Source organism: Pseudomonas sp. AP42 (assembly GCF_001728935.1).
GTDB lineage: Bacteria > Pseudomonadota > Gammaproteobacteria > Pseudomonadales > Pseudomonadaceae > Aquipseudomonas > Aquipseudomonas lactis.
Genome location: NZ_LYSO01000116.1, coordinates 1 through 18,519 on the forward strand (window position 1 = coordinate 1; position 18,519 = coordinate 18,519).

At 63.2% G+C, this 18,519-nt stretch carries 16 protein-coding genes; 12 read left to right on the forward strand and 4 right to left on the reverse strand.

The window, feature by feature from the left end; genetic code table 11:
* Window positions 1-98 precede the first annotated feature (98 nt).
* The 4 genes from A7K61_RS26020 to A7K61_RS26035 all read right to left on the reverse strand — a co-directional run bounded on the left by A7K61_RS26020 (window position 99) and on the right by A7K61_RS26035 (window position 4,307).
* On the reverse strand, window positions 99-977 hold the full coding sequence (locus A7K61_RS26020) for a TIGR03915 family putative DNA repair protein (protein ID WP_069558653.1): 879 nt from the start codon (window positions 975-977) through the stop codon (window positions 99-101).
* Window positions 974-2,194, reverse strand: coding sequence for a putative DNA modification/repair radical SAM protein (locus tag A7K61_RS26025; RefSeq protein WP_003192321.1), 1,221 nt, complete (start codon window positions 2,192-2,194; stop codon window positions 974-976). Before A7K61_RS26025 ends, A7K61_RS26020 begins: the two co-directional genes overlap by 4 nt.
* A 173-nt stretch (window positions 2,195-2,367) precedes the next feature.
* The gene (locus tag A7K61_RS26030; RefSeq protein WP_069558654.1) at window positions 2,368-3,705 is read right to left on the reverse strand and encodes a lysine N(6)-hydroxylase/L-ornithine N(5)-oxygenase family protein; all 1,338 of its coding nucleotides are present in this window, start codon (window positions 3,703-3,705) and stop codon (window positions 2,368-2,370) included.
* 119 nt (window positions 3,706-3,824) lie between these two features.
* The gene (locus A7K61_RS26035; protein WP_069558655.1) at window positions 3,825-4,307 is read right to left on the reverse strand and encodes a sigma-70 family RNA polymerase sigma factor; all 483 of its coding nucleotides are present in this window, start codon (window positions 4,305-4,307) and stop codon (window positions 3,825-3,827) included.
* A 324-nt stretch (window positions 4,308-4,631) separates the two neighbouring features.
* On the opposite strand from A7K61_RS26035, the gene A7K61_RS26040 reads away from it, so the two are divergent.
* The 12 genes from A7K61_RS26040 to A7K61_RS26095 all read left to right on the forward strand — a co-directional run bounded on the left by A7K61_RS26040 (window position 4,632) and on the right by A7K61_RS26095 (window position 18,394).
* Entirely contained in the window at window positions 4,632-5,801 is a 1,170-nt protein-coding gene (locus tag A7K61_RS26040; RefSeq protein WP_034134278.1) for an efflux RND transporter periplasmic adaptor subunit, read from the forward strand.
* Window positions 5,791-7,773, forward strand: a complete 1,983-nt coding sequence (locus A7K61_RS26045) for a MacB family efflux pump subunit (RefSeq protein WP_161794330.1) — start codon at window positions 5,791-5,793, stop codon at window positions 7,771-7,773. The genes A7K61_RS26040 and A7K61_RS26045 overlap by 11 nt, the downstream gene beginning before the upstream one ends.
* The gene (locus A7K61_RS26050; protein ID WP_044274686.1) at window positions 7,766-9,178 is read left to right on the forward strand and encodes an efflux transporter outer membrane subunit; all 1,413 of its coding nucleotides are present in this window, start codon (window positions 7,766-7,768) and stop codon (window positions 9,176-9,178) included. Before A7K61_RS26045 ends, A7K61_RS26050 begins: the two co-directional genes overlap by 8 nt.
* A gap of 107 nt (window positions 9,179-9,285) precedes the next feature.
* Window positions 9,286-10,041 carry a proteinase gene (locus A7K61_RS26055; RefSeq protein ID WP_069558658.1) on the forward strand — a complete coding sequence of 252 codons (756 nt, stop codon included), beginning with the start codon at window positions 9,286-9,288 and terminating at the stop codon, window positions 10,039-10,041.
* A 108-nt stretch (window positions 10,042-10,149) separates the two neighbouring features.
* Window positions 10,150-10,917: a FadR/GntR family transcriptional regulator gene (locus A7K61_RS26060; RefSeq protein WP_047711222.1), complete on the forward strand. Its 768-nt coding sequence runs from the start codon at window positions 10,150-10,152 to the stop codon at window positions 10,915-10,917.
* 220 nt (window positions 10,918-11,137) lie between these two features.
* Window positions 11,138-12,340: an ABC transporter substrate-binding protein gene (locus A7K61_RS26065; protein WP_044274689.1), complete on the forward strand. Its 1,203-nt coding sequence runs from the start codon at window positions 11,138-11,140 to the stop codon at window positions 12,338-12,340.
* Between the two features lie 58 nt (window positions 12,341-12,398).
* Complete coding sequence (locus A7K61_RS26070) at window positions 12,399-13,259, forward strand: branched-chain amino acid ABC transporter permease (protein ID WP_044274690.1); 861 nt, start codon at window positions 12,399-12,401, stop codon at window positions 13,257-13,259.
* A 1-nt stretch (window position 13,260) separates the two neighbouring features.
* Window positions 13,261-14,271: a branched-chain amino acid ABC transporter permease gene (locus A7K61_RS26075; RefSeq protein ID WP_044274691.1), complete on the forward strand. Its 1,011-nt coding sequence runs from the start codon at window positions 13,261-13,263 to the stop codon at window positions 14,269-14,271.
* Window positions 14,268-15,017, forward strand: coding sequence for an ABC transporter ATP-binding protein (locus tag A7K61_RS26080; protein WP_044274692.1), 750 nt, complete (start codon window positions 14,268-14,270; stop codon window positions 15,015-15,017). The genes A7K61_RS26075 and A7K61_RS26080 overlap by 4 nt, the downstream gene beginning before the upstream one ends.
* Window positions 15,017-15,712 carry an ABC transporter ATP-binding protein gene (locus A7K61_RS26085; RefSeq protein WP_044274693.1) on the forward strand — a complete coding sequence of 232 codons (696 nt, stop codon included), beginning with the start codon at window positions 15,017-15,019 and terminating at the stop codon, window positions 15,710-15,712. Before A7K61_RS26080 ends, A7K61_RS26085 begins: the two co-directional genes overlap by 1 nt.
* Before the next feature lie 13 nt (window positions 15,713-15,725).
* The gene (locus A7K61_RS26090) at window positions 15,726-16,994 is read left to right on the forward strand and encodes a Zn-dependent hydrolase (protein ID WP_069558656.1); all 1,269 of its coding nucleotides are present in this window, start codon (window positions 15,726-15,728) and stop codon (window positions 16,992-16,994) included.
* On the forward strand, window positions 16,991-18,394 hold the full coding sequence (locus A7K61_RS26095; RefSeq protein ID WP_069558657.1) for an amidase: 1,404 nt from the start codon (window positions 16,991-16,993) through the stop codon (window positions 18,392-18,394). Before A7K61_RS26090 ends, A7K61_RS26095 begins: the two co-directional genes overlap by 4 nt.
* Window positions 18,395-18,519: the final 125 nt, after the last annotated feature.

Here is an 18,519-nt window from a genome sequence, read left to right on the forward strand (position 1 = left end):
GCAAGATCAAGAGCGACTCGCTTCGCATCGTGGTTACCGTCTGCTGCTACAGCCCACCAAGTTGTGTAGATACCCATGCTGCGATAGCGGTGCATCAGTCACCCCACATCTGGCTGCCCGACCGCCATCGCAGACAAGCCACACACATTGACCGGGTTTGCAATTCTTTTGCCTGGCTTGGCCCCCACCAGCTTCGCCTGCCCATCTTTCTGCTTGCCCGTACGCGCTTCGCTAATCAACCCCGGGATCAACTTGCCTTCCGGCAAGTTCTTCCAGAAGCGGCTGGGCAAATGCCCTTCCATCACCTTGGGATTCAACCGTGCCGGGTTGAAGATGTGGCTGTAGTAGGTCAGCCACATGGCGCTGTGGGGGTCTTCGACATTCTGTGCCAGTTGCTGCCAGGCTTCGGGGCACTGGCGCTGATGAATCAGTTGTTCGCCGTCGTAATACACCCCGTCCAGGGGCGTGGCGATCATCCAGCGGTGGCGGCCCATGCGCCCGACAAAGTGCTCGCTGGCGCTCTTGAGAATGTCATGGGCCGGCTCATGCCAGGCCACGTACTCCGGCAGTTCCGGCCCGGCCCCGGCCGGCAGCGCGATGAAGCGCACAAACGCATGCAAGTGGTGAGCCTCTCGGCTGACTTGCTTGATGCGCCGCTGCAACTCGCTGCCAAGCTTGTCCCCCGCGAGCATGGCCGTGCGATCACCATGGCTGACCCGCCACAGCACTTCATACAACAGGCTCCAGCGTTGATCACCGTGGTAACAGGCGGCGGACTCCAGCAAGTGCAACAATGCCTTGGGGATGCGCGCCTGAAACGGCCCCAACCCCGGCGGGATCGGTTCATCGGTAGCGAACAGGTCCGCCGCCTGCATCTGGCCCCAGCTCACCTGGCTGGGGTCGACCTGATGGCTGAGCAACCAGCGTGCCTGTTCGCGCCAGGTGCTGAACAGGTTGTCGCATTCCAGGCTGATCATCCCCACAGCCCCATCTGTTGCGGCTGCGGTCGATCACGCAGTTGTTCACGCAGCAACACGCTGGTGCTGTCGGCCTGTTGCGGGTGGTAGTCGCTGGTGATGAAAAACGGCTTGGCCTTGGCCAACACGCAGCGCATGCGCGCCAGGTCTTCGAAGCGGATCTTGCGTTCACGACGCAGGTCGACCAGGCGCTGGGTGGTGCGCAGGCCGATGCCGGGGATACGTGCGATCAGGGTGGGCTCGGCGCGGTTCAGGTCCAGGGGGAACACCTCACGATGCTCCAGGGCCCAGGCCAGCTTGGGGTCGATATCCAGTGCCAGGTCGCCGGGGCCGGCGAACAGCTCATTGGCGCGGAAACCGTAACTGCGCAGCAGGAAGTCCGCCTGGTACAAGCGGTGCTCGCGCATCAGCGGCGGCGCGGCTAAAGGCACGCTTTTCGGGCTGTTGGGGATGGGGCTGAACGCTGAGTAATACACGCGGCGCAACTTGAAATTGCCGTACAACGCCTCGGCACCGTGCAAGATGGTGCTGTCGTCGGTGTCGTCGGCGCCGACAATCATCTGCGTGCTTTGCCCGGCCGGGGCGAAACGTGGAGCGCGGGGTTCGTTGAGCACCGTCTGTTCGCCGGTGTAAATGGTCTGCATGGCCTGCTTGATCGAGCCAATCTGCTTCTCGGGCGCCAGGGTTTGCAGGCTGGCGTCGGTGGGCAGTTCGATGTTCACGCTGAGGCGATCGGCATAACGGCCAGCCTCGGCGATCAAGGCCGGGTCGGCATCGGGGATGGTCTTGAGGTGGATATAGCCGCGAAAGTCATGCTCTTCGCGCAGCAGTTTGGCGACTCGCACCAGTTGTTCCATGGTGTAGTCCGACGAACGGATGATGCCGGAACTGAGGAACAGCCCGCTGACGCAATTGCGCTTGTAGAAATCCAGGGTCAGGGTGACCACCTCCTCCGGGCTGAAGCGCGCACGGGGCACGTCGCTGGAGCGGCGGTTGACGCAGTATTGGCAGTCGTAGAGGCAGAAGTTGGTGAGCAACACCTTGAGCAACGACACGCAACGGCCATCGGGCGTGTAACTGTGGCAAATGCCCATGCCATTGGTGGAACCCAGCCCCGCCTTGCCCTCGGAACTGCGCTTGGGCGCGCCACTGCTGGCGCAGGACGCGTCGTACTTGGCGGCGTCGGCGAGGATGCTGAGTTTTTCGATCAACTGCATGGAGGGCTACCGATACTGGTTTTTTGTACAGTACCAATAGCCACACCTTGTCACAAGTGCCGTCTGTAGGAGCGAGCTTGCTTGCGAAGAAGGCAAGAGCGCCGCGTTCATCCAGATGAGGCGCGTTATCGTTGACGTTCTTCGCGAGCAAGCTCGCTCCTACAGGGGATCGGTCAGCTGGCAGTAGCCAGGAGCAGGTCCTGCACCGAACGTCCCTTGTCGCGGTTTCGATCGTGCTCATACAGCGACGCCGCAATCTCATCCGCCCGAATCGGCAGCACCGACAGCAAGGTATCGCTCAAGCCATGGCTGGCCTGGCTGAAGCCCTGGATATAGATGCCGGCCTTGCAGCGTTCGTCGGTGACGATGCGGTAGTCGCGGGCCACTTCGAAGTCGCCCATGTAAGCCTCCAGCGGCGCCAGCAGCTCACGGTGCATCTGGCGCTCGTAGCCGGTGGCCAGGATCACCGCGTCGTAATGGTTAAGGCTGGTTTCGCCAGTGGCGGTATTGCGCAGGGCCAGTTCGATGCCCAGCGGGCCAGGGGTGGCTTTCTCTACCACGGTGAGGGTACGGAACGCCTGGCGGGCGATGCCGGAGACTTTCTGGCGGTAGAAAATCCCGTAGATGCGCTCGATCAGGTCCAGGTCCACCACCGAGTAGTTGGTGTTCTGATATTCGGCGACCAAACGCTCACGCTCGGCACCGACTTGCTGGAATACCAGGTCCGTAAAGGCCGGCGAGAACACTTCGTTGACGAACGGGCTGTCGTCGGCCGGCTTGAGCGCCGAGCCGCGCAGGATCATGTCGACCTGCACCGACGGGAAGCTGTCATTGAGGTCGATAAAGGCTTCGGCCGCGCTCTGGCCACCGCCGATCACGGCGATGCGCATCGGCTTGCCGTCTACACACGGCTGGTTGGCCATGCGCTCCAGGTATTGGGAATGGTGGAACACCCGGCTGTCGCCCTTGAGCGCCTTGAAGGCGTCGGGGACGCGCGGCGTGCCACCGGCGCTGACCACCACCGAACGAGTGGTGCGCACATGCTGCTCGCCGTGGGCATCGCGGGAGATCACGCGCAAGGCCTCGACCTGCTGCTGATGCAGGATCGGCTCGATGGCCAGCACTTCTTCACCGTAGTTGGCCTGGGCATGGAACTGCCCCGCCACCCAGCGCAGGTAGTCGTTGTACTCCATGCGGCAGGGGTAGAAGGTGCCCAGGTTGATGAAGTCCACCAGGCGGTCGTGGGTCTTGAGGTAGTTGACGAAGGAATACGGGCTGGTGGGGTTGCGCAGGGTCACCAGGTCCTTGAGGAAGGAAATCTGCAGTTCGCTCTGGGTGACCAGGGTATTGCCGTGCCAGCGGTAGTCGGCTTGTTTGTCGAGAAACAGCACGTCCAGCTTGCCCTGGGCCTTTTCACGCTCCTGCAGGGCGATGGCCAGCGCCAGGTTCGAAGGGCCGAAACCGATCCCGATCAGGTCATGAACCGCGGGCGAAGCAATTGCCTGTGTCATTCCAGTGTCCTCTGGATAAGCCCCTTGGCGATGGGGCGGGAATACCTTCATGGCCTGAACAACAGGCCGTGTGTTGATAGGAAACGAGGACAGTGAAATAAAATTTAACTAACTGGCGATCAGTGCGCTTCCCACTCACGCATACGCACCCGGCAGTGCTTCATCGCGTTGACGATGTGTTTTTCCACCAGGCTGCGGGAAATGCCCAGGCGTTCGGCGATTTGCAGGTGGGACAGGCCTTCGAGTTTGCGCAACAGGAAACTGTCGCGACAGGCCGCCGGCAACTCGGCCAGGGCGCGTTCGAGCATCTCCAGGCGCTGGCCCTGGTCGTGGCTGGCGTGGGGTGAACAGGCGGCGAAGCGTTCTTCGCTGTCCAGCACCTCCAGGGGCTCGGCCTGGCGCAAGGCGTTGCGCCGATGGCCGTCGATCACCAGGTTCAAGGCGGTGCGGTACAGGAAGGCGCGGGGTTGTTCGATCGGGTTGTCGCTTACACGCTCCAGCACCCGCACATAAGCGTCATGCACCACATCTTCGGCCACCTGACGGTTGCCCAGCTTGGCGTTGAGGAAACACACCAGCTCGCGATAGTAGTTTTCCACCATGACTCCTGACCCCACGGCCTTAATACCAACGACGCCCACCCTGTAGGAGCGAGCTTGCTCGCGAAAAACCCAAGAGCACATCCCCTTACCTGAATGCACCCGCAACCAATGGCGGTTTTGCCATCACCGATGATGGCAGTTTGAGCGTGTGCAATTTATAGTAATTCTCATCTACTTTTAAAGAACTCTCTCGTCAGCGGTCGAATTTTTTCTCCCACTGAGCTGTAACTACTTATGTAACAGCCTAAATTCCCGGGCATTTTCCTCGTTTACCTGTCAGCTCTGCGCGACTGCGCCCCGAACTTTCCTGGCTGGAAGCTACCGATGAAACGCCCTCGACCTGCCCGACGCGCCCTGCTTGTGGTGGCGTGCCTGATTCCCATCGTTGCGTTTGCCACCTGGCAGGGCTTGACGCCGGGCCGCGACGCCCTGGCCACCGTCACCGTGACCCGCGCCGACATCGAAAACAGCGTCACCGCCCTGGGCACCCTGCAACCGCGACGCTATGTGGACGTCGGCGCCCAGGCCTCCGGGCAGATCCGCAAGATCCACGTCGAGGCCGGCGACCAGGTCCAAGAGGGTCAGTTGCTGGTGGAGATCGACCCCGCCACGCAAAAAGCCAAGCTCGACGCCAGCCGCTATGCCATCGAAAACCTGCAGGCCCAGTTGCAGGAGCAGAAAGCCCAGCATCAACTCGCCCGCCAGAAGTACCAGCGCCAGCAGCGCCTGAGTGCCGGCAACGCCACCCGCGAAGAAGACGTGCAGACCGCCAAGGCTGAACTCAACGCGACCCAGGCACGGGTCGAGATGTTCCAGGCACAGATCCGCCAGGCCCAGGCCAGCCTGCGCAGCGATGAGGCCGAGTTGGGCTACACACGCATCTACGCGCCGATGACCGGCACCGTGGTGGCCGTGGACGCACGCGTCGGCCAGACCCTCAACGCGCAACAGCAAACCCCGCTGATCCTGCGCATCGCCAAGCTGTCACCCATGACGGTGTGGGCGGAAGTTTCCGAAGCCGACATCGGCCATGTCAAACCCGGCATGAGCGCGTATTTCACCACCCTGAGCGGTGGCAGCCGGCGCTGGACCAGCACCGTGCGCCAGATCCTGCCGATCCCGCCCAAGCCCTTGAACGAAACCCAGAGCAACGGCAGCCCGAGCAGTACCAGCAAGAGCGGCACTGGCCGAGTGGTGCTGTACACGGTGCTGCTCGACGTAGACAACGCCGACAACGCGCTGATGGCCGAGATGACCACCCAGGTCTTTTTCGTCGCAAGCCAGGTTAAAGATGCCCTCACCGTACCGGTCGCAGCCTTGCAAGGCGTGCCTGGCTCCGCAGCGCAAATCGCCCGGGTGGTGGCCAAAAACGGTGCCATCGAAGACCGCGAAGTGCGCCTGGGCATCAGCGACCGTCTGCGCGTCGAAGTGCTCGGCGGGCTGAACGAGGGCGACCACCTGTTGATCGGCCCGGCTGACAGCCATGGGGGCTGAATTGACCACGCCGCTGATTGAACTCAAAGGCATTCGCAAATCCTACGGCGGCGGCGACAGCCCGCAGGTCGATGTGTTGCGTGGCATTGACCTGTCGATCCATGCCGGCGAGTTCGTCGCCATTGTCGGCGCGTCGGGCTCGGGTAAATCGACGCTGATGAACATCCTCGGCTGCCTCGACCGCCCCACCGAGGGCGACTACCTGTTCGCCGGGGAAAACGTCGCCCACCTGGGCAGCGACGAACTGGCCTGGCTGCGCCGCGAAGCCTTCGGTTTTGTGTTCCAGGGCTACCATTTGATTCCCTCAGGCTCTGCCCAGGAAAACGTCGAGATGCCGGCGATCTATGCCGGCATCAGCGCCACCGAGCGTCATGCCCGCGCACGCGCCCTGCTCACCCGCCTGGGCCTGGCCGAACGCACCGGCAATCGGCCGCACCAGTTGTCCGGTGGGCAACAGCAACGGGTGTCCATCGCCCGCGCCCTGATGAACGGCGGCCATATCATCCTCGCCGATGAACCCACCGGCGCCCTCGACAGCCACAGCGGCGCGGAGGTCATGGCCTTGCTCGACGAACTGGCGAGCCAGGGCCATGTGGTCATCCTGATTACCCACGACCGTGAAGTGGCGGCGCGGGCCAACCGAATCATCGAGATTCGCGACGGCCAGATCATCAGCGATTCGGCTGACACCCGCGCGGCCATACCCAGCCTGGCGGCCGGCGCCTTGCACGCCGTGGACCTGCGCCAACGCCTGGCCGACGGCGCCGAGCACAACGGTGCCTGGAAAGCCGAATTGCTGGACGCGGTGCAAGCCGCCTGGCGGGTGATGTGGATCAACCGTTTTCGCACGGCGCTGACGCTGCTGGGCATCATCATCGGCGTCGCGTCGGTGGTGGTGATGCTGGCGGTGGGCGAAGGCAGCAAGCGCCAGGTCATGGCGCAGATGGGCGCGTTCGGTTCCAATATCATCTACCTCAGCGGTTCTTCGCCCAACCCGCGTACGCCGCTGGGGATCGTGTCCCTCAACGACGTCGCGGCCCTGGCGACGCTGCCTCAGGTCAAGCGCATCATGCCCGTCAACGGCACCGACGCGGGTGTGCGCTTCGGCAACGTCGACTACATGGCTTACGTGGGGGGCAACGACACCAACTTCCCGGAGATCTTCAACTGGCCGGTGGTCGAGGGCAGCTATTTCACCGAGGCCGACGAACGCGCCGCCGCCACGGTCGCCGTGATTGGCGCACGCATCCGCCAAAAGTTGTTCAAGGACGTGGCCAACCCCATCGGCCAGTACATCCTGATCGAGAACGTGCCCTTCCAGGTGGTCGGCGTACTGGCGGAAAAAGGCTCCAGCTCCGGCAACAAGGACAGTGACGACCGTGTCGCCATTCCCTACAGCGCCGCCAGTGTCCGCCTGTTCGGCAGCTACAACCCCGAATACGTGGCGATTGCCACCACCGATGCGCGCAAGGTGCATGAAGCCGAACGCGCCATCGACCAATTGATGTTGAAGTTGCACAACGGCAAGCGCGACTACGAGTTGACCAACAATGCCGCGATGATCCAGGCCGAAGCGCGTACCCAGAACACCCTATCGCTGATGCTCGGCTCGATTGCCGCGATTTCGCTGTTGGTGGGCGGCATCGGCGTGATGAATATCATGTTGATGACCGTGCGCGAACGCACCCGTGAAATCGGCATCCGCATGGCCACCGGGGCACGCCAGCGCGACATCCTGCGCCAGTTCCTCACCGAAGCGGTGATGCTTTCGGTGGTCGGTGGCCTGTTCGGTATTGCCCTGGCCTTGCTGGTGGGCGGCGTGCTGGTACTGGCTGAAGTGGCGGTGCAGTTTTCCCTGGTGGCGGTGCTCGGTGCGTTTGGCTGTGCGCTGGTCACCGGCGTCGTATTCGGCTTTATGCCGGCCCGTAAAGCTGCCCGGCTCGATCCGGTTAAGGCGTTGACCAGTGAATAAACGATCCATCACCCCGCCGTTGTCAGCGCTCAGCCTGTGCCTGTTGCTCACGGCCTGTGGCGCTAACCCACCCGCCATCGACAGCGGCATCGCTGCGCCCGCCGCCTGGCACTATGCCGAACGTGAGGCAAACCAGGCCACCAACCAACGCTGGTGGACGCAGTTTGGCAGCCCGGCGTTGAACCGCCTGATCGACCAGGCCCGCCGTGACAGCTTCGACGTAGCGGCCGCCATGGCGCGTGTCCGCCAGGCCCAGGCCACGGCGGTGATCGCCGGTGCACCGTTGTTGCCGGAGCTGAAGTTCAACCTCGGCGCCAGCCGTCAACGGCTGTTGCGCGGCAGCGGCAACTCGGAGCTGGACGCCACCGAGAGCAACAGGACCGTCACCAACTATGATGCCAACCTCACGGCCAGCTACGAAATCGACTTCTGGGGTGGCCGCGCCGCTGCCCGCGACAGCGCCGTGCACAGCCTGCAGGCCAGTGAGTTCGATCAGGCCAACGTGGAGCTGACCCTACTCAGCAACGTGGCCGACCGCTACGCGCAAACCCTGGCCGCCCGCCAGCGCTTGCAGATTGCCGAGCTCAACCTGGCGAATGCGCGCAATGTACTGAACCTGGTGCAGACCCGCTTTGATGCCGGTTCCGCCACGGCCCTGGAACTGGCGCAACAGAAAAGCCTGGTGGCCGGTCAGCAACGGCAACTGCCACTGATCGAGCAATCGGCGGAAGAATCGCAGATCACCCTCGCCGCCTTGCTCGGCCAGCCCGTGCAGGCTCTGGAGTTGGGCACAGAACCCTTCCAGGCACTGAGCTGGCCGAGCATCGGGCCCGGTGTGCCCAGCCAGTTATTGAGCCGGCGCCCCGACCTCGCCCAGGCCGAGGCCCAGTTGGCGGCGGCCAGTGCCGACGTCACGGTGGCCCGTGCGGCCATGCTGCCGACGGTGACGTTGGGCGCAACGCTCGGCTCGGGCGCGTCCAAGGCCGAAGAGATCCTGCGCAGCCCCTTCTACACACTGACCTCGGGCCTGATGGCGCCGATCTTCAACAATGGCCGGCTGAGCGCCGAGCGCGACAAGGCTCGGGCGCGCCAGGATGAACTGCTGCAAACCTATCGCGGGGCGATCATCAACGGTTTTGCCGATGTAGAAAAAGCCCTCAGCAGCATCACCCGCCTGGACCAGCAACGCCAGTGGCAAACTGAGGAACTGCAACAGGCGCAGACCGCCTTTCAGATTGCCCAAAGCCGCTATGAGGCCGGCGCCGAAGACCTGCTCACGGTACTGGAAACCCAACGCACCCTGTACGACGCCCAGGACCAGAACGTGCTGCTGCGCCTGTCGCGCCTGCAAGCCAGCATCGCCCTGTACAAGGCGTTAGGCGGTGGCTGGAACACCGGTATCTGATAAACGAAACTCATATTTCATACATGAGTTGTTTCTTCACCTTACATTTTCCACCCCAAGGTCCTTGGTAAAAAAGCCGTTATCACACGGATGCCCGGGACCTCATGATGAAACCCAGCGTTGTTGTAAAAGGCCTGGCCTGCGTTGGCGGCTGGCTGATCACACACCTGGCGCTGGCCGAGCCCTTGATCGCGCCCACCGCGATCGACTGGCTGCTGGACTGCCCCCTCACTGCAACCACGCGCCTGGACCCGGAAGTGGTTGGCCGCACCCAATGCGGCCTGGTCAGCGTGCCCCGCGACCATGCCGCACCCCAGCGCGGCCGCATACGCCTGAGCGTGACACGGGTAGGCGCACGGCAGCCGCTCAACCGTGAAGGTGTGGTGTTCATCCAGGCCGGCGACCCCCAACAGGCCAAAGGCGCACCGTTCGTCCTTCACCTGGCCAGTCGCTGGGAGTCGCTTGCCACCCAGGCCTATCGCACCCTGGTCGACCGTTATGACGTAATCGAGCTGAGCACCCGCGACCTGCGCCAAGGCAACGGCGTGGAACAGGCCGCGCAAGATATGGAATTCGTGCGTGGGCAACTGGGCGAGGCGCGCCTTAACTATCTGGGCAACGCCGCGGCCACCCGCCTGGGCAGCCGCTACGGCACGTTGTTTCCCGAACGCGTCGGGCGCATGGTGCTGATCAATACCGAGCCTGGCGAACCACTTGCCACCGGTGTGGAACAGCTCTTGCTCAAGGAATCGCCACGCGCAGGCGCTGACGGCTGTGTGAGCCGCTGGCTGGGGGATTTTCTGGCCTATGGCAAACAGCCGCCTTCGTCCGCACGCTGCGTGGACTTGGGCGCCTGGGAATAACCTGCGCATTTACGACCCCTATTCACCGAAAACGACCCCTTGCGTTGACGCACCTGCCCAATCGTTATTAAGTGCTATTTATCCGCATTAATACGATAAATCACCGCCATGCTGAGTCGACCGCTACGCCGCAAACGCCAGAAGCTGTCCGATGTGATTGTCGAGTCAGTCAAGCGCTCGATCGTCACCGACGCCTTGAAGCCCGGCGACCGCCTGCCCACCGAACGCGAGCTGATGGAAAGTTTCCAGTGCTCCAAGGGCTCGGCGCGCGAAGCGCTCAAGGCGCTGGAGGTCGAAGGCTTGGTGAGCACGCGCACCGGCCCCAGCGGCGGGGCTTACTTGAACCAGGCCGGCACTGAACCGGCCAGCCGCGCCTTGCGCAATTACCTGCACTTCCAGCACCTGGACGGCGAGCAGGTCTACCAACTGCGCAAGGTCATCGAAGTGGAACTGGCCGTGTCGGTGCTGGGGCGTTTAAGCGAAGACGATTACATCGCCCTGCAAGCCAACGTGGATTTTTGCAGCGCCCCCGAAGACAGCGAAGCCGGCCAGCGCGAGCAGCGCCTGGCAGAACTGGAGTTCCACAACCTGCTGGCCCGGGCCTGCCCCAACCCGCTGCTGAGCTTCATGGCGCAGTTTCTCAATGACTTGCTGCGCGACCTGGTGGTGCTGAAAAAAGCCTACAAGCCCAAGCGCAAGCAATTCGACGCGGCCAACCTGGACTATCACAAGCAACTGCTGATCGCCTTTCGCGCCGGGGATGAAAGCGCGGTGCGCAGCTTGATGCATGAACACATGTGCGATGCCGAACACCATATGACCGCGCTGGAAGGCCAAGTAAGCCCGCACTTCCTATTGGAGTTTGATCACCGTTAGGAACAACACCCGATCAATGTGGGAGCTGGCTTGCCTGCGATGGCATCGGCTCGGTCCCCCTGTAACACCGAGGCGCCCGCATCGCAGGCAAGCCAGCTCCCACATTTGGCCGTGTCCATCTGTTGAACCGAGTTCCCCAATAACAAGCCTGCCCACAGGCCCTTGCTCCACCGTATCGCCCTTGCCGCTCCTGCCAATAACTAAACCAGGGAGTCACCCCATGCAGCGTCGTACGTTATTGAAAGCCAGCCTCACCGCAGCCGCCGCCCTCAGCCTTCCGCTGAGCGTGCGTTCGGCATTCGCCGCCGAGCCTTTTACCTTTTACGGCCTCAAGTCCATGTCTGGCGCCTTTGCCAGCTATGGCAAATTTGCCGACATGGGTTCGCGCCTGGCGGTGCAGCAACACCCCCAATTACTCGGCCGCCCGCTGAACTACAAAGTCATCGACACCGAAGGCAACGCCGGCAAGGCAGTGCGCAAAGTGCAAGAGGCCATCGCGCAGGACGGCGCACGGTTCTTCCAGGGCTGCACGCTGTCGTCTTCCGCCCTGGCAGTGGCCAAGGAAGTGGACAAGGCCAGCGGTGTGTTCATGACCCCGGTGGGCGCCGATGAAGTCACAGGCAAGGACTGCAACAAGGCGACCTTCCGCTGGTCGGTGCCCACCTACGGCGCAATCCGCGAAACCATGGTGCCGCTGATCAAGCTGCTGCCGGACGCCAAGCGCTGGTACACCATCACCCCGCAATACGTGTTCGGCGAAGCCTTGCTCGAAGGCGCCAAGAACGTGCTCAAGGAGCACGGCCTGGAACACGTGGGCAACAGCTACCACTCGCTGCAGGAACAGGAATTTTCCGGTTACCTGACCAACGCCATTTCTACCAAGCCCGATGTGCTGGTGCTGCTCAACTTTGGCAGCCAGTCGTCCAACACCTTGCGCCAGGCCGTTAACTTCGGCATCAAGGAGCGCATGAAGGTGCTGCTGGTGTGGTCTGCCGGCCTGGATCAGTTCCAGGAACTGGGCAGCGATGTGCTCGAGGGCGTGTACCTCGGCGCGCAGTACTGGCACCAGGTCGACACCCCGCTCAACCGCGAACTGGTCAAGCTGACCCAGGCCACCTACGGCATCAACCCCACCTACCCGCTGGCCGCCGATTACATCAGCACCAAAGTCATGCTCGACACCATCATCGCCACCGGCAGCTTCGACGGCCCGACCGTGGCCAAGGCCATGCAGGGCTTGAGCTACGAAGGCCCGACCGGCAAGGAGTCCATCCGCGCCGGCGACCACCAGGTGATCAAGGATTACTACCTGCTGATCGGCAAGGCCAGCGGCGACATGGCCGACAAGGACGACCTGGCCAAAGTGCTCAGCGCTGGCCAGTCGTTCCCTGCGGTCGAGGCGACGGGCTGCACGCTCGGCTGACCGCTTAATTTTTTGTCGCGCAGGGCCGTGCAAGCGGCCGTCTGCGGAGGGTGCCTGCATGCTTAATCTGTACCTGTTCCAGATTCTCAACGGCCTCGGGTTGGGGATGATCTACTTCCTGATCGCGGTGGGGCTGACGATCATTTTCGGCCTGCTCAACTTCGTCAACTTCGCCCACGGCGCGTTCTTCCTGCTCGGCGCCTACATCTGCTACACCGCGGTGAGCCTCACCGGCAACTTCTGGCTGGCGCTGCTGATCGCGCCGCTGGTGGTGGCCGCGCTGGCCTGGGTGATCGAGCGCTTGCTGATCCAGCGCATCTACCACTTGCCGCACATGTTCCAGATTCTGGTGACCTTGGGGATCGCCCTGATCATCCAGGAAGCCAGCGTGATGATCTGGGGCCCGGTGGGCAAAAGCGTCGCCGTGCCGGAACTGTTGCGCGGCGTGCTGGTGGTGGGTGATTTCGTCTACCCCTACTACCGCCTGTTCCTCATCGTGTTTTCCGCGCTGGTGGGCCTGGGCCTGTGGCTGCTGCTGGAGCGCACGCGCTTCGGTGCCCTGGTGCGCGCCGGCAGTGAAAGCACCGAAACCGTGTCGCTGCTGGGCACCAATATTTTCCGCCTGTTCTCCATGACCTTCGCCCTCGGCGTCGCTCTGGCCGGTGTCGCCGGGGTGTTGTTCGCGCCCTTGCGCGGCGCCCAGCCCTTCGTCGGCCCGGAGATTCTGGGCATCGCCTTCGTGGTGGTGGTGATCGGCGGCATGGGCTCGTTCAGCGGTGCGCTGGTCGGCGGTTTGCTGGTGGGCGTGGTGCAAAGCCTGATGACCACACTCTGGCCCCAGGGTGCGAGCCTGATGATCTACGGCGCCATGGCCGTGGTGATTCTGGTACGCCCTTACGGCCTGTTCGGGAGAGCCTGACATGAGCGAGAAAAACCCCCTGCCGTTTGCCAAGACCCAATCCAGAGCCATGTTGCTGTGGGTGCTGGCCGTGCTGATCGGCCTGCCGTTGGTGTTGCCCTCGGCGACCCTGGCCACCGAGATCCTGATCTTTGCCATGGCCGCCCTGGCCTGCAACCTGCTGCTGGGCTATACCGGGCTGCTGTCCTTCGGCCAAGGCATCTTCTTTGGTGCCGGTGCTTATTGTGCGGCGCTGTTGATGATCCACCTGCAACTGGGCCTGTTCATGGCGTTGCTGGGCGCAGCGCTGGCCGGTGGCGTGCTGGCCTTGCTGGTGGGCGCCCTGGCGATTCGCCGCACGGGCATTTACTTCGTGATGCTCACGTTAGCGTTCAGCCAGATGGCTTACTTTGTCGCCTACACCTTGAGCGACTGGACCGGCGGCGACAACGGCCTGCTCAGCGTGCCGCGCCCGGAAATCCGGGTGGGTGACACCGTGCTGCTGTCCCTGGCCGATGCCCGCGCATTCTATGGTTTTGTCGCGGTGCTGTTCCTGCTGATCTTCATCGGCGCACGTCGGGTGATCGCCTCACCGTTTGGCAGCACGCTGATGGCGATCCGCGAGAATGAAACCCGCGCCTCGGCCATCGGCTACGACACGCGCCACTTCAAGATCCTGGTGTTCGTGCTGTCCGGCGCGGTCACCGGGATTGCCGGGGCGCTGTACGCCATGCTGCTGCACTTTGTGCCGCTGTCCAATATCGACCTGGCGATGTCCGAGAACATCCTGATCATGACCATCGTCGGCGGCACCGGCTCGCTGTTCGGCTCACTGCTGGGCGCCGGCTCCATCGTGCTGCTGGGCGACTTTCTCTCCGACCTGTGGCCGCGTTGGCTGATGCTGCTGGGGGTGATCCTGATCCTGGTGGTGATCTTCATGCGCGGCGGGTTGTGGGGCGGCCTCGCGTCGCTGTTCGAGAAGGTGCGCGGCACGCGCAAACCCGTGGTCGTCGCCAAGGAGGACGGGCTATGAGTATCTTGCTGGAAACCCAAAACCTGGAGCTGGCCTACGGCGCGTTCCATGCGGTCAATGGCGTCAACCTCAAGGTTGAAGCCGGCACCATCCACACCATCATCGGCCCCAACGGCGCCGGCAAGACCAGCCTGTTCCATTGCCTCACCGGTGAACGCCAGGCCACCGCCGGGGCGATCCATTTCGACGGCAAGAACCTGATGCGCAAGCCCGCCCACGGCCGCGTCGGCCTGGGCATGGCGCGTTCGTTCCAGCTCACCAGCCTGTTCCAGAACCTCAGCGTGCGCGAGAACCTGCGCCTGGCCGCCCAAGGCCGCGACGGCGTGCGCGCCTTGAATTTCTGGCGTCGGGTCGACAGCAAGCGCGAGCATCTGGAGATGGCCGACCAGGTGCTGGAGCGCCTGCAACTCACGGCCCGCGCCGACACCCTGGCCGGTGAGTTGTCCCACGGCCAGCAACGGGTGCTGGAGGTGGGCATGTCGATCTGCTCCAAACCCAAACTGTTGATGCTCGACGAGCCCACCTCGGGCATGGGCATCGACGATATCCCGATCATGACCCAACTGATCAGCGACCTTGGCCGCGACCATACGGTGCTGTTGATCGAACACAACATGAGCATCGTCATGTCCATCAGCCAACGCATCACGGTGATGAGCCACGGGCAGATCCTGGTGGAAGGCACGCCGGAATTCGTGCGTGCCGATGAACGTGTGCGCACTGCCTATCTTGGGGAGGCTGCCTGATGCTGATCGTCGAGAATATCCATTCCTACTACGACAAAAGCCATGTGCTGGAGGGCGTCTCGCTGAGCGTCAACCCCGGCGAACTGGTGACCCTGCTGGGCCGTAACGGCGCCGGCAAGACCACCACCCTGCGCAGCATCCTCGGCATCATCTGCCCGCGCCAGGGCCAGATCCACTTCAACGGCCAGGCGCTGGTGGGGCAAAAGATCTTTGAAATTGCGCGCCAGGGCTTGGCGCTGGTGCCGGAAAACCGCGGGATTTTCCGCCTGCTGACGGTGGAGGAAAACCTGCGCATCGCCGCCCGCAAGCACAGCCGCTGGCAACTGGAAGACGTGTACGCCATGTTCCCGCGCCTCAAGGAGCGGCGCAAAAACGCCGGCCACGCGTTGTCCGGCGGCGAACAGCAGATGCTCGCCATCGCCCGCGCCCTGCTTAACGACCCCAAGCTGCTGATCCTCGACGAACCCACTGAAGGCCTGGCCCCGGTGATCGTCGACGAGCTGGTGAAGATCCTGCGCAAGGTCAAGGACGAGGGCCTGCCGGTATTGCTGGTGGAACAGAACCTGATGGTCTGCGACAAGCTCGCCGACCGCCATTACGTGCTCGAACAGGGCCGCGTGGTGTACGAGGGCAGCGCCGCTGACTTCCGCGCCGACCCGAGCATCAAAAACCGTTACCTGGCCTTGAGTGCCTGAGTGGAGATTCCTGATGAACAGTCTTGCGCAACCGCTCCAGAGCAATGCCCCACTGATCAACCGCGACCGCTTGTGGCAGTCGCTGATGGACCTGGCCCAGCTCGGCGCCACGGCCAAGGGCGGCGTGTGTCGCCTGGCCCTCACCGACCTGGACCGCCAGGCCCGCGACCTGTTTGTGCAGTGGTGCGAAGCCGCCGGGTGCAGCGTCAGTGTGGATGCCATCGGCAATATTTTCGCGCGGCGCCCTGGCCGCAACCCTGCCCTGCCCCCGGTGATGACCGGCAGCCATATCGACACCCAGCCCACCGGCGGCAAGTTCGACGGCTGCTACGGGGTGATGGCCGGGCTGGAAGTGATCCGTACACTGAATGACCTGCAGATCGAAACCCAGGCACCGATCGAAGTGGTGGTGTGGACCAACGAAGAAGGCTCACGCTTCCCGCCGTGCATGATGGGCTCCGGGGTATTTGCCGGGAAGTTCGACTTGCTGGACACCCTCGACAAGTGCGACGACCAGGGCCTGTCGGTAGGCAGCGAATTGCAGCGCATCGGCTATGCCGGTTCGCGTGCGGTGCTGGGCCACCCAGTGGGGGCGTATTTCGAAGCGCATATCGAGCAAGGCCCGGTGCTGGAAGACCAGGCGATTACCCTGGGCGTGGTGATGGGCTGCCTGGGCCAGAAGTGGTTCGACCTGACCCTCACTGGCGTAGAGGCGCATGCAGGCCCTACGCCCATGCACCTGCGCAAGGATGCCCTGGTGGGAGCTGCCGAGGTGGTCAGTGCGGTCAACCGAATCGCCCATCAGCATCAGCCTCACGCCTGCGGCACCGTTGGCTGCCTGAACCTGCACCCTGGCTCGCGCAACGTGATCCCCGGCCAAGTAAACATGACCATCGACCTGCGCCACCTGCACGCCGACAAGCTGCAAGCCATGGTCGATGAAGTGCGCGCAGTGATCGAAGACTCGGCCGCCCGCCACGGCTTGACGTTTGAACTGACGCCCACCGCCGACTTCCCGCCGCTGGACTTTCACCCGACCTGCGTCAATGCCGTGCGCGAGGCTGCCCAGGCATTGGGCCTGAGCCATATGGACATCGTCAGCGGCGCCGGGCATGACGCGATCTTCGTCGCCGAACTGGGCCCGGCCGGGATGATCTTTGTGCCGTGCGAAGGCGGTATCAGCCATAACGAAATCGAAAACGCCGCGCCGGATGACCTGGCGGCGGGTTGCGCGGTGTTGCTGCGCGCCATGGTGAATGCGGCCCAGGGGGATCTGGCATGAGTGAGATTGGCCAACTGACAGCGGTGCAGCTGTTGCAGCATTTTCGCGACAAAAGCTTGTCCCCCGTAGAGGTCACTGAAGATGCGCTGCTACGCATCGAGCGCTATAACCCGGTGGTGAATGCCTACTGCCATGTCGACCCGCAAGGCGCTCTCGACGCTGCGCGGGCGTCGGAACAACGCTGGCTCAAGGGCGAACCTTGCGGTGCGCTGGATGGCGTGCCGGCGTCGATCAAAGACCTGACGCTGACGGTCGGCATGCCCACGCGCAAAGGCTCGCGCACCTCATCCGCCGAGGGCCCATGGGACGTGGACGCGCCCTTCTCGGCCTTCATGCGCAAGGCCGGCGCGGTGCTGCTGGGCAAGACCACCACCCCGGAATTCGGCTGGAAAGGCGTGACCGACAACCCGCTGTACGGCATCACCCGCAACCCGTGGGACACGCGCACTACCGCCGGTGGTTCCTCCGGAGGTGCCGGTGCGGCAGCGGCGTTGAACTTGGGCGTGCTGCACCAGGGCAGCGACGCCGGCGGTTCGATCCGCATTCCCTGTGCGTTTACCGGCACCTTCGGGATCAAGCCGACCTTCGGCTATGTGCCGCAATGGCCGGCCAGTTCCATGACGATACTGTCGCACCTGGGGCCGATGACGCGCACCGTGGAAGACAGCGTGCTGATGCTGCAAGCCGTGGCCCAGCCAGATGCGCGGGACGGCCTGATCGGCGCGCCGCGAACCACGCCCTGGCTCGTTCCTGGAGCGGACTTGAAGGGATTGCGTGTCGCCTACAGCCCCACGTTCGGCTATGCGAAGGTCGACCCACAGGTCGCCCTGGTGGTGGATCAGGCGGTGCAGGGCCTGGTGCAACTGGGCGCCCATGTCGAACAAATCGACCCTGGCTTCAGCGACCCACTGGAGGTGTTCAGTACCCTATGGGCTGCCGGCGCAGCACGCCTGACCGGCACAATGAGCGAGGCGCAAAAGCAACAGCTCGACCCCGGGTTGCTGCGTATTGCACAGCGGGGCGAACGCTTGAGCCTGAATGATTTCAACACGGCCCTGGAAGTCCGAGCGGCGCTGGTGGCACGGATGGCCGCGTTCCATGAGCATTACGATGTGCTGGTGTCGCCGATGATGCCGATCACCGCATTCGAAGCCGGGCACAACGTACCGCCGGGCTCAGGGATGACTGAGTGGATGCAATGGACGCCGTTCACCTACCCCTTCAACCTCACCCAACAACCGGCGGCGTCAGTGCCGTGCGGGTTGGCAGCGAATGGCCTACCGGTGGGCTTGCACGTGGTGGGCGCGCGGTTTGCCGATGAGCAGGTGTTAAGGGTGTGTCACGCGTATGCAAAGGCATTCCCCACAGAACACTTGCACACACCGAGAAGCCCGACCTGATATACCCACAACTGTGGGAGCTGGCTTGCCTGCGATAGCACAGGTTCAGTCAGCACATTGGCCTCTGAAACACCGCCGTCGCAGCGTCTACACAATTTTGTAGGTTGTAGCAGCCAACGGTAACC

What these genes read in the sequence shown, in the direction of transcription:
- A7K61_RS26070 (WP_044274690.1), top strand. Translation starts at nt 12,399, where the DNA reads ATGCTTAATCTGTACCTGTTCCAGATTCTCAACGGCCTCGGGTTGGGG.
- A7K61_RS26080 (WP_044274692.1), top strand. Translation starts at nt 14,268, where the DNA reads ATGAGTATCTTGCTGGAAACCCAAAACCTGGAGCTGGCCTACGGCGCG.
- A7K61_RS26095 (WP_069558657.1), top strand. Translation starts at nt 16,991, where the DNA reads ATGAGTGAGATTGGCCAACTGACAGCGGTGCAGCTGTTGCAGCATTTT.
- A7K61_RS26040 (WP_034134278.1), top strand. Translation starts at nt 4,632, where the DNA reads ATGAAACGCCCTCGACCTGCCCGACGCGCCCTGCTTGTGGTGGCGTGC.
- A7K61_RS26020 (WP_069558653.1), bottom strand. Translation starts at nt 977, where the DNA reads ATGATCAGCCTGGAATGCGACAACCTGTTCAGCACCTGGCGCGAACAG.
- A7K61_RS26065 (WP_044274689.1), top strand. Translation starts at nt 11,138, where the DNA reads ATGCAGCGTCGTACGTTATTGAAAGCCAGCCTCACCGCAGCCGCCGCC.
- A7K61_RS26090 (WP_069558656.1), top strand. Translation starts at nt 15,726, where the DNA reads ATGAACAGTCTTGCGCAACCGCTCCAGAGCAATGCCCCACTGATCAAC.
- A7K61_RS26045 (WP_161794330.1), top strand. Translation starts at nt 5,791, where the DNA reads ATGGGGGCTGAATTGACCACGCCGCTGATTGAACTCAAAGGCATTCGC.
- A7K61_RS26030 (WP_069558654.1), bottom strand. Translation starts at nt 3,705, where the DNA reads ATGACACAGGCAATTGCTTCGCCCGCGGTTCATGACCTGATCGGGATC.
- A7K61_RS26085 (WP_044274693.1), top strand. Translation starts at nt 15,017, where the DNA reads ATGCTGATCGTCGAGAATATCCATTCCTACTACGACAAAAGCCATGTG.
- A7K61_RS26055 (WP_069558658.1), top strand. Translation starts at nt 9,286, where the DNA reads ATGAAACCCAGCGTTGTTGTAAAAGGCCTGGCCTGCGTTGGCGGCTGG.
- A7K61_RS26025 (WP_003192321.1), bottom strand. Translation starts at nt 2,194, where the DNA reads ATGCAGTTGATCGAAAAACTCAGCATCCTCGCCGACGCCGCCAAGTAC.
- A7K61_RS26075 (WP_044274691.1), top strand. Translation starts at nt 13,261, where the DNA reads ATGAGCGAGAAAAACCCCCTGCCGTTTGCCAAGACCCAATCCAGAGCC.
- A7K61_RS26060 (WP_047711222.1), top strand. Translation starts at nt 10,150, where the DNA reads ATGCTGAGTCGACCGCTACGCCGCAAACGCCAGAAGCTGTCCGATGTG.
- A7K61_RS26035 (WP_069558655.1), bottom strand. Translation starts at nt 4,307, where the DNA reads ATGGTGGAAAACTACTATCGCGAGCTGGTGTGTTTCCTCAACGCCAAG.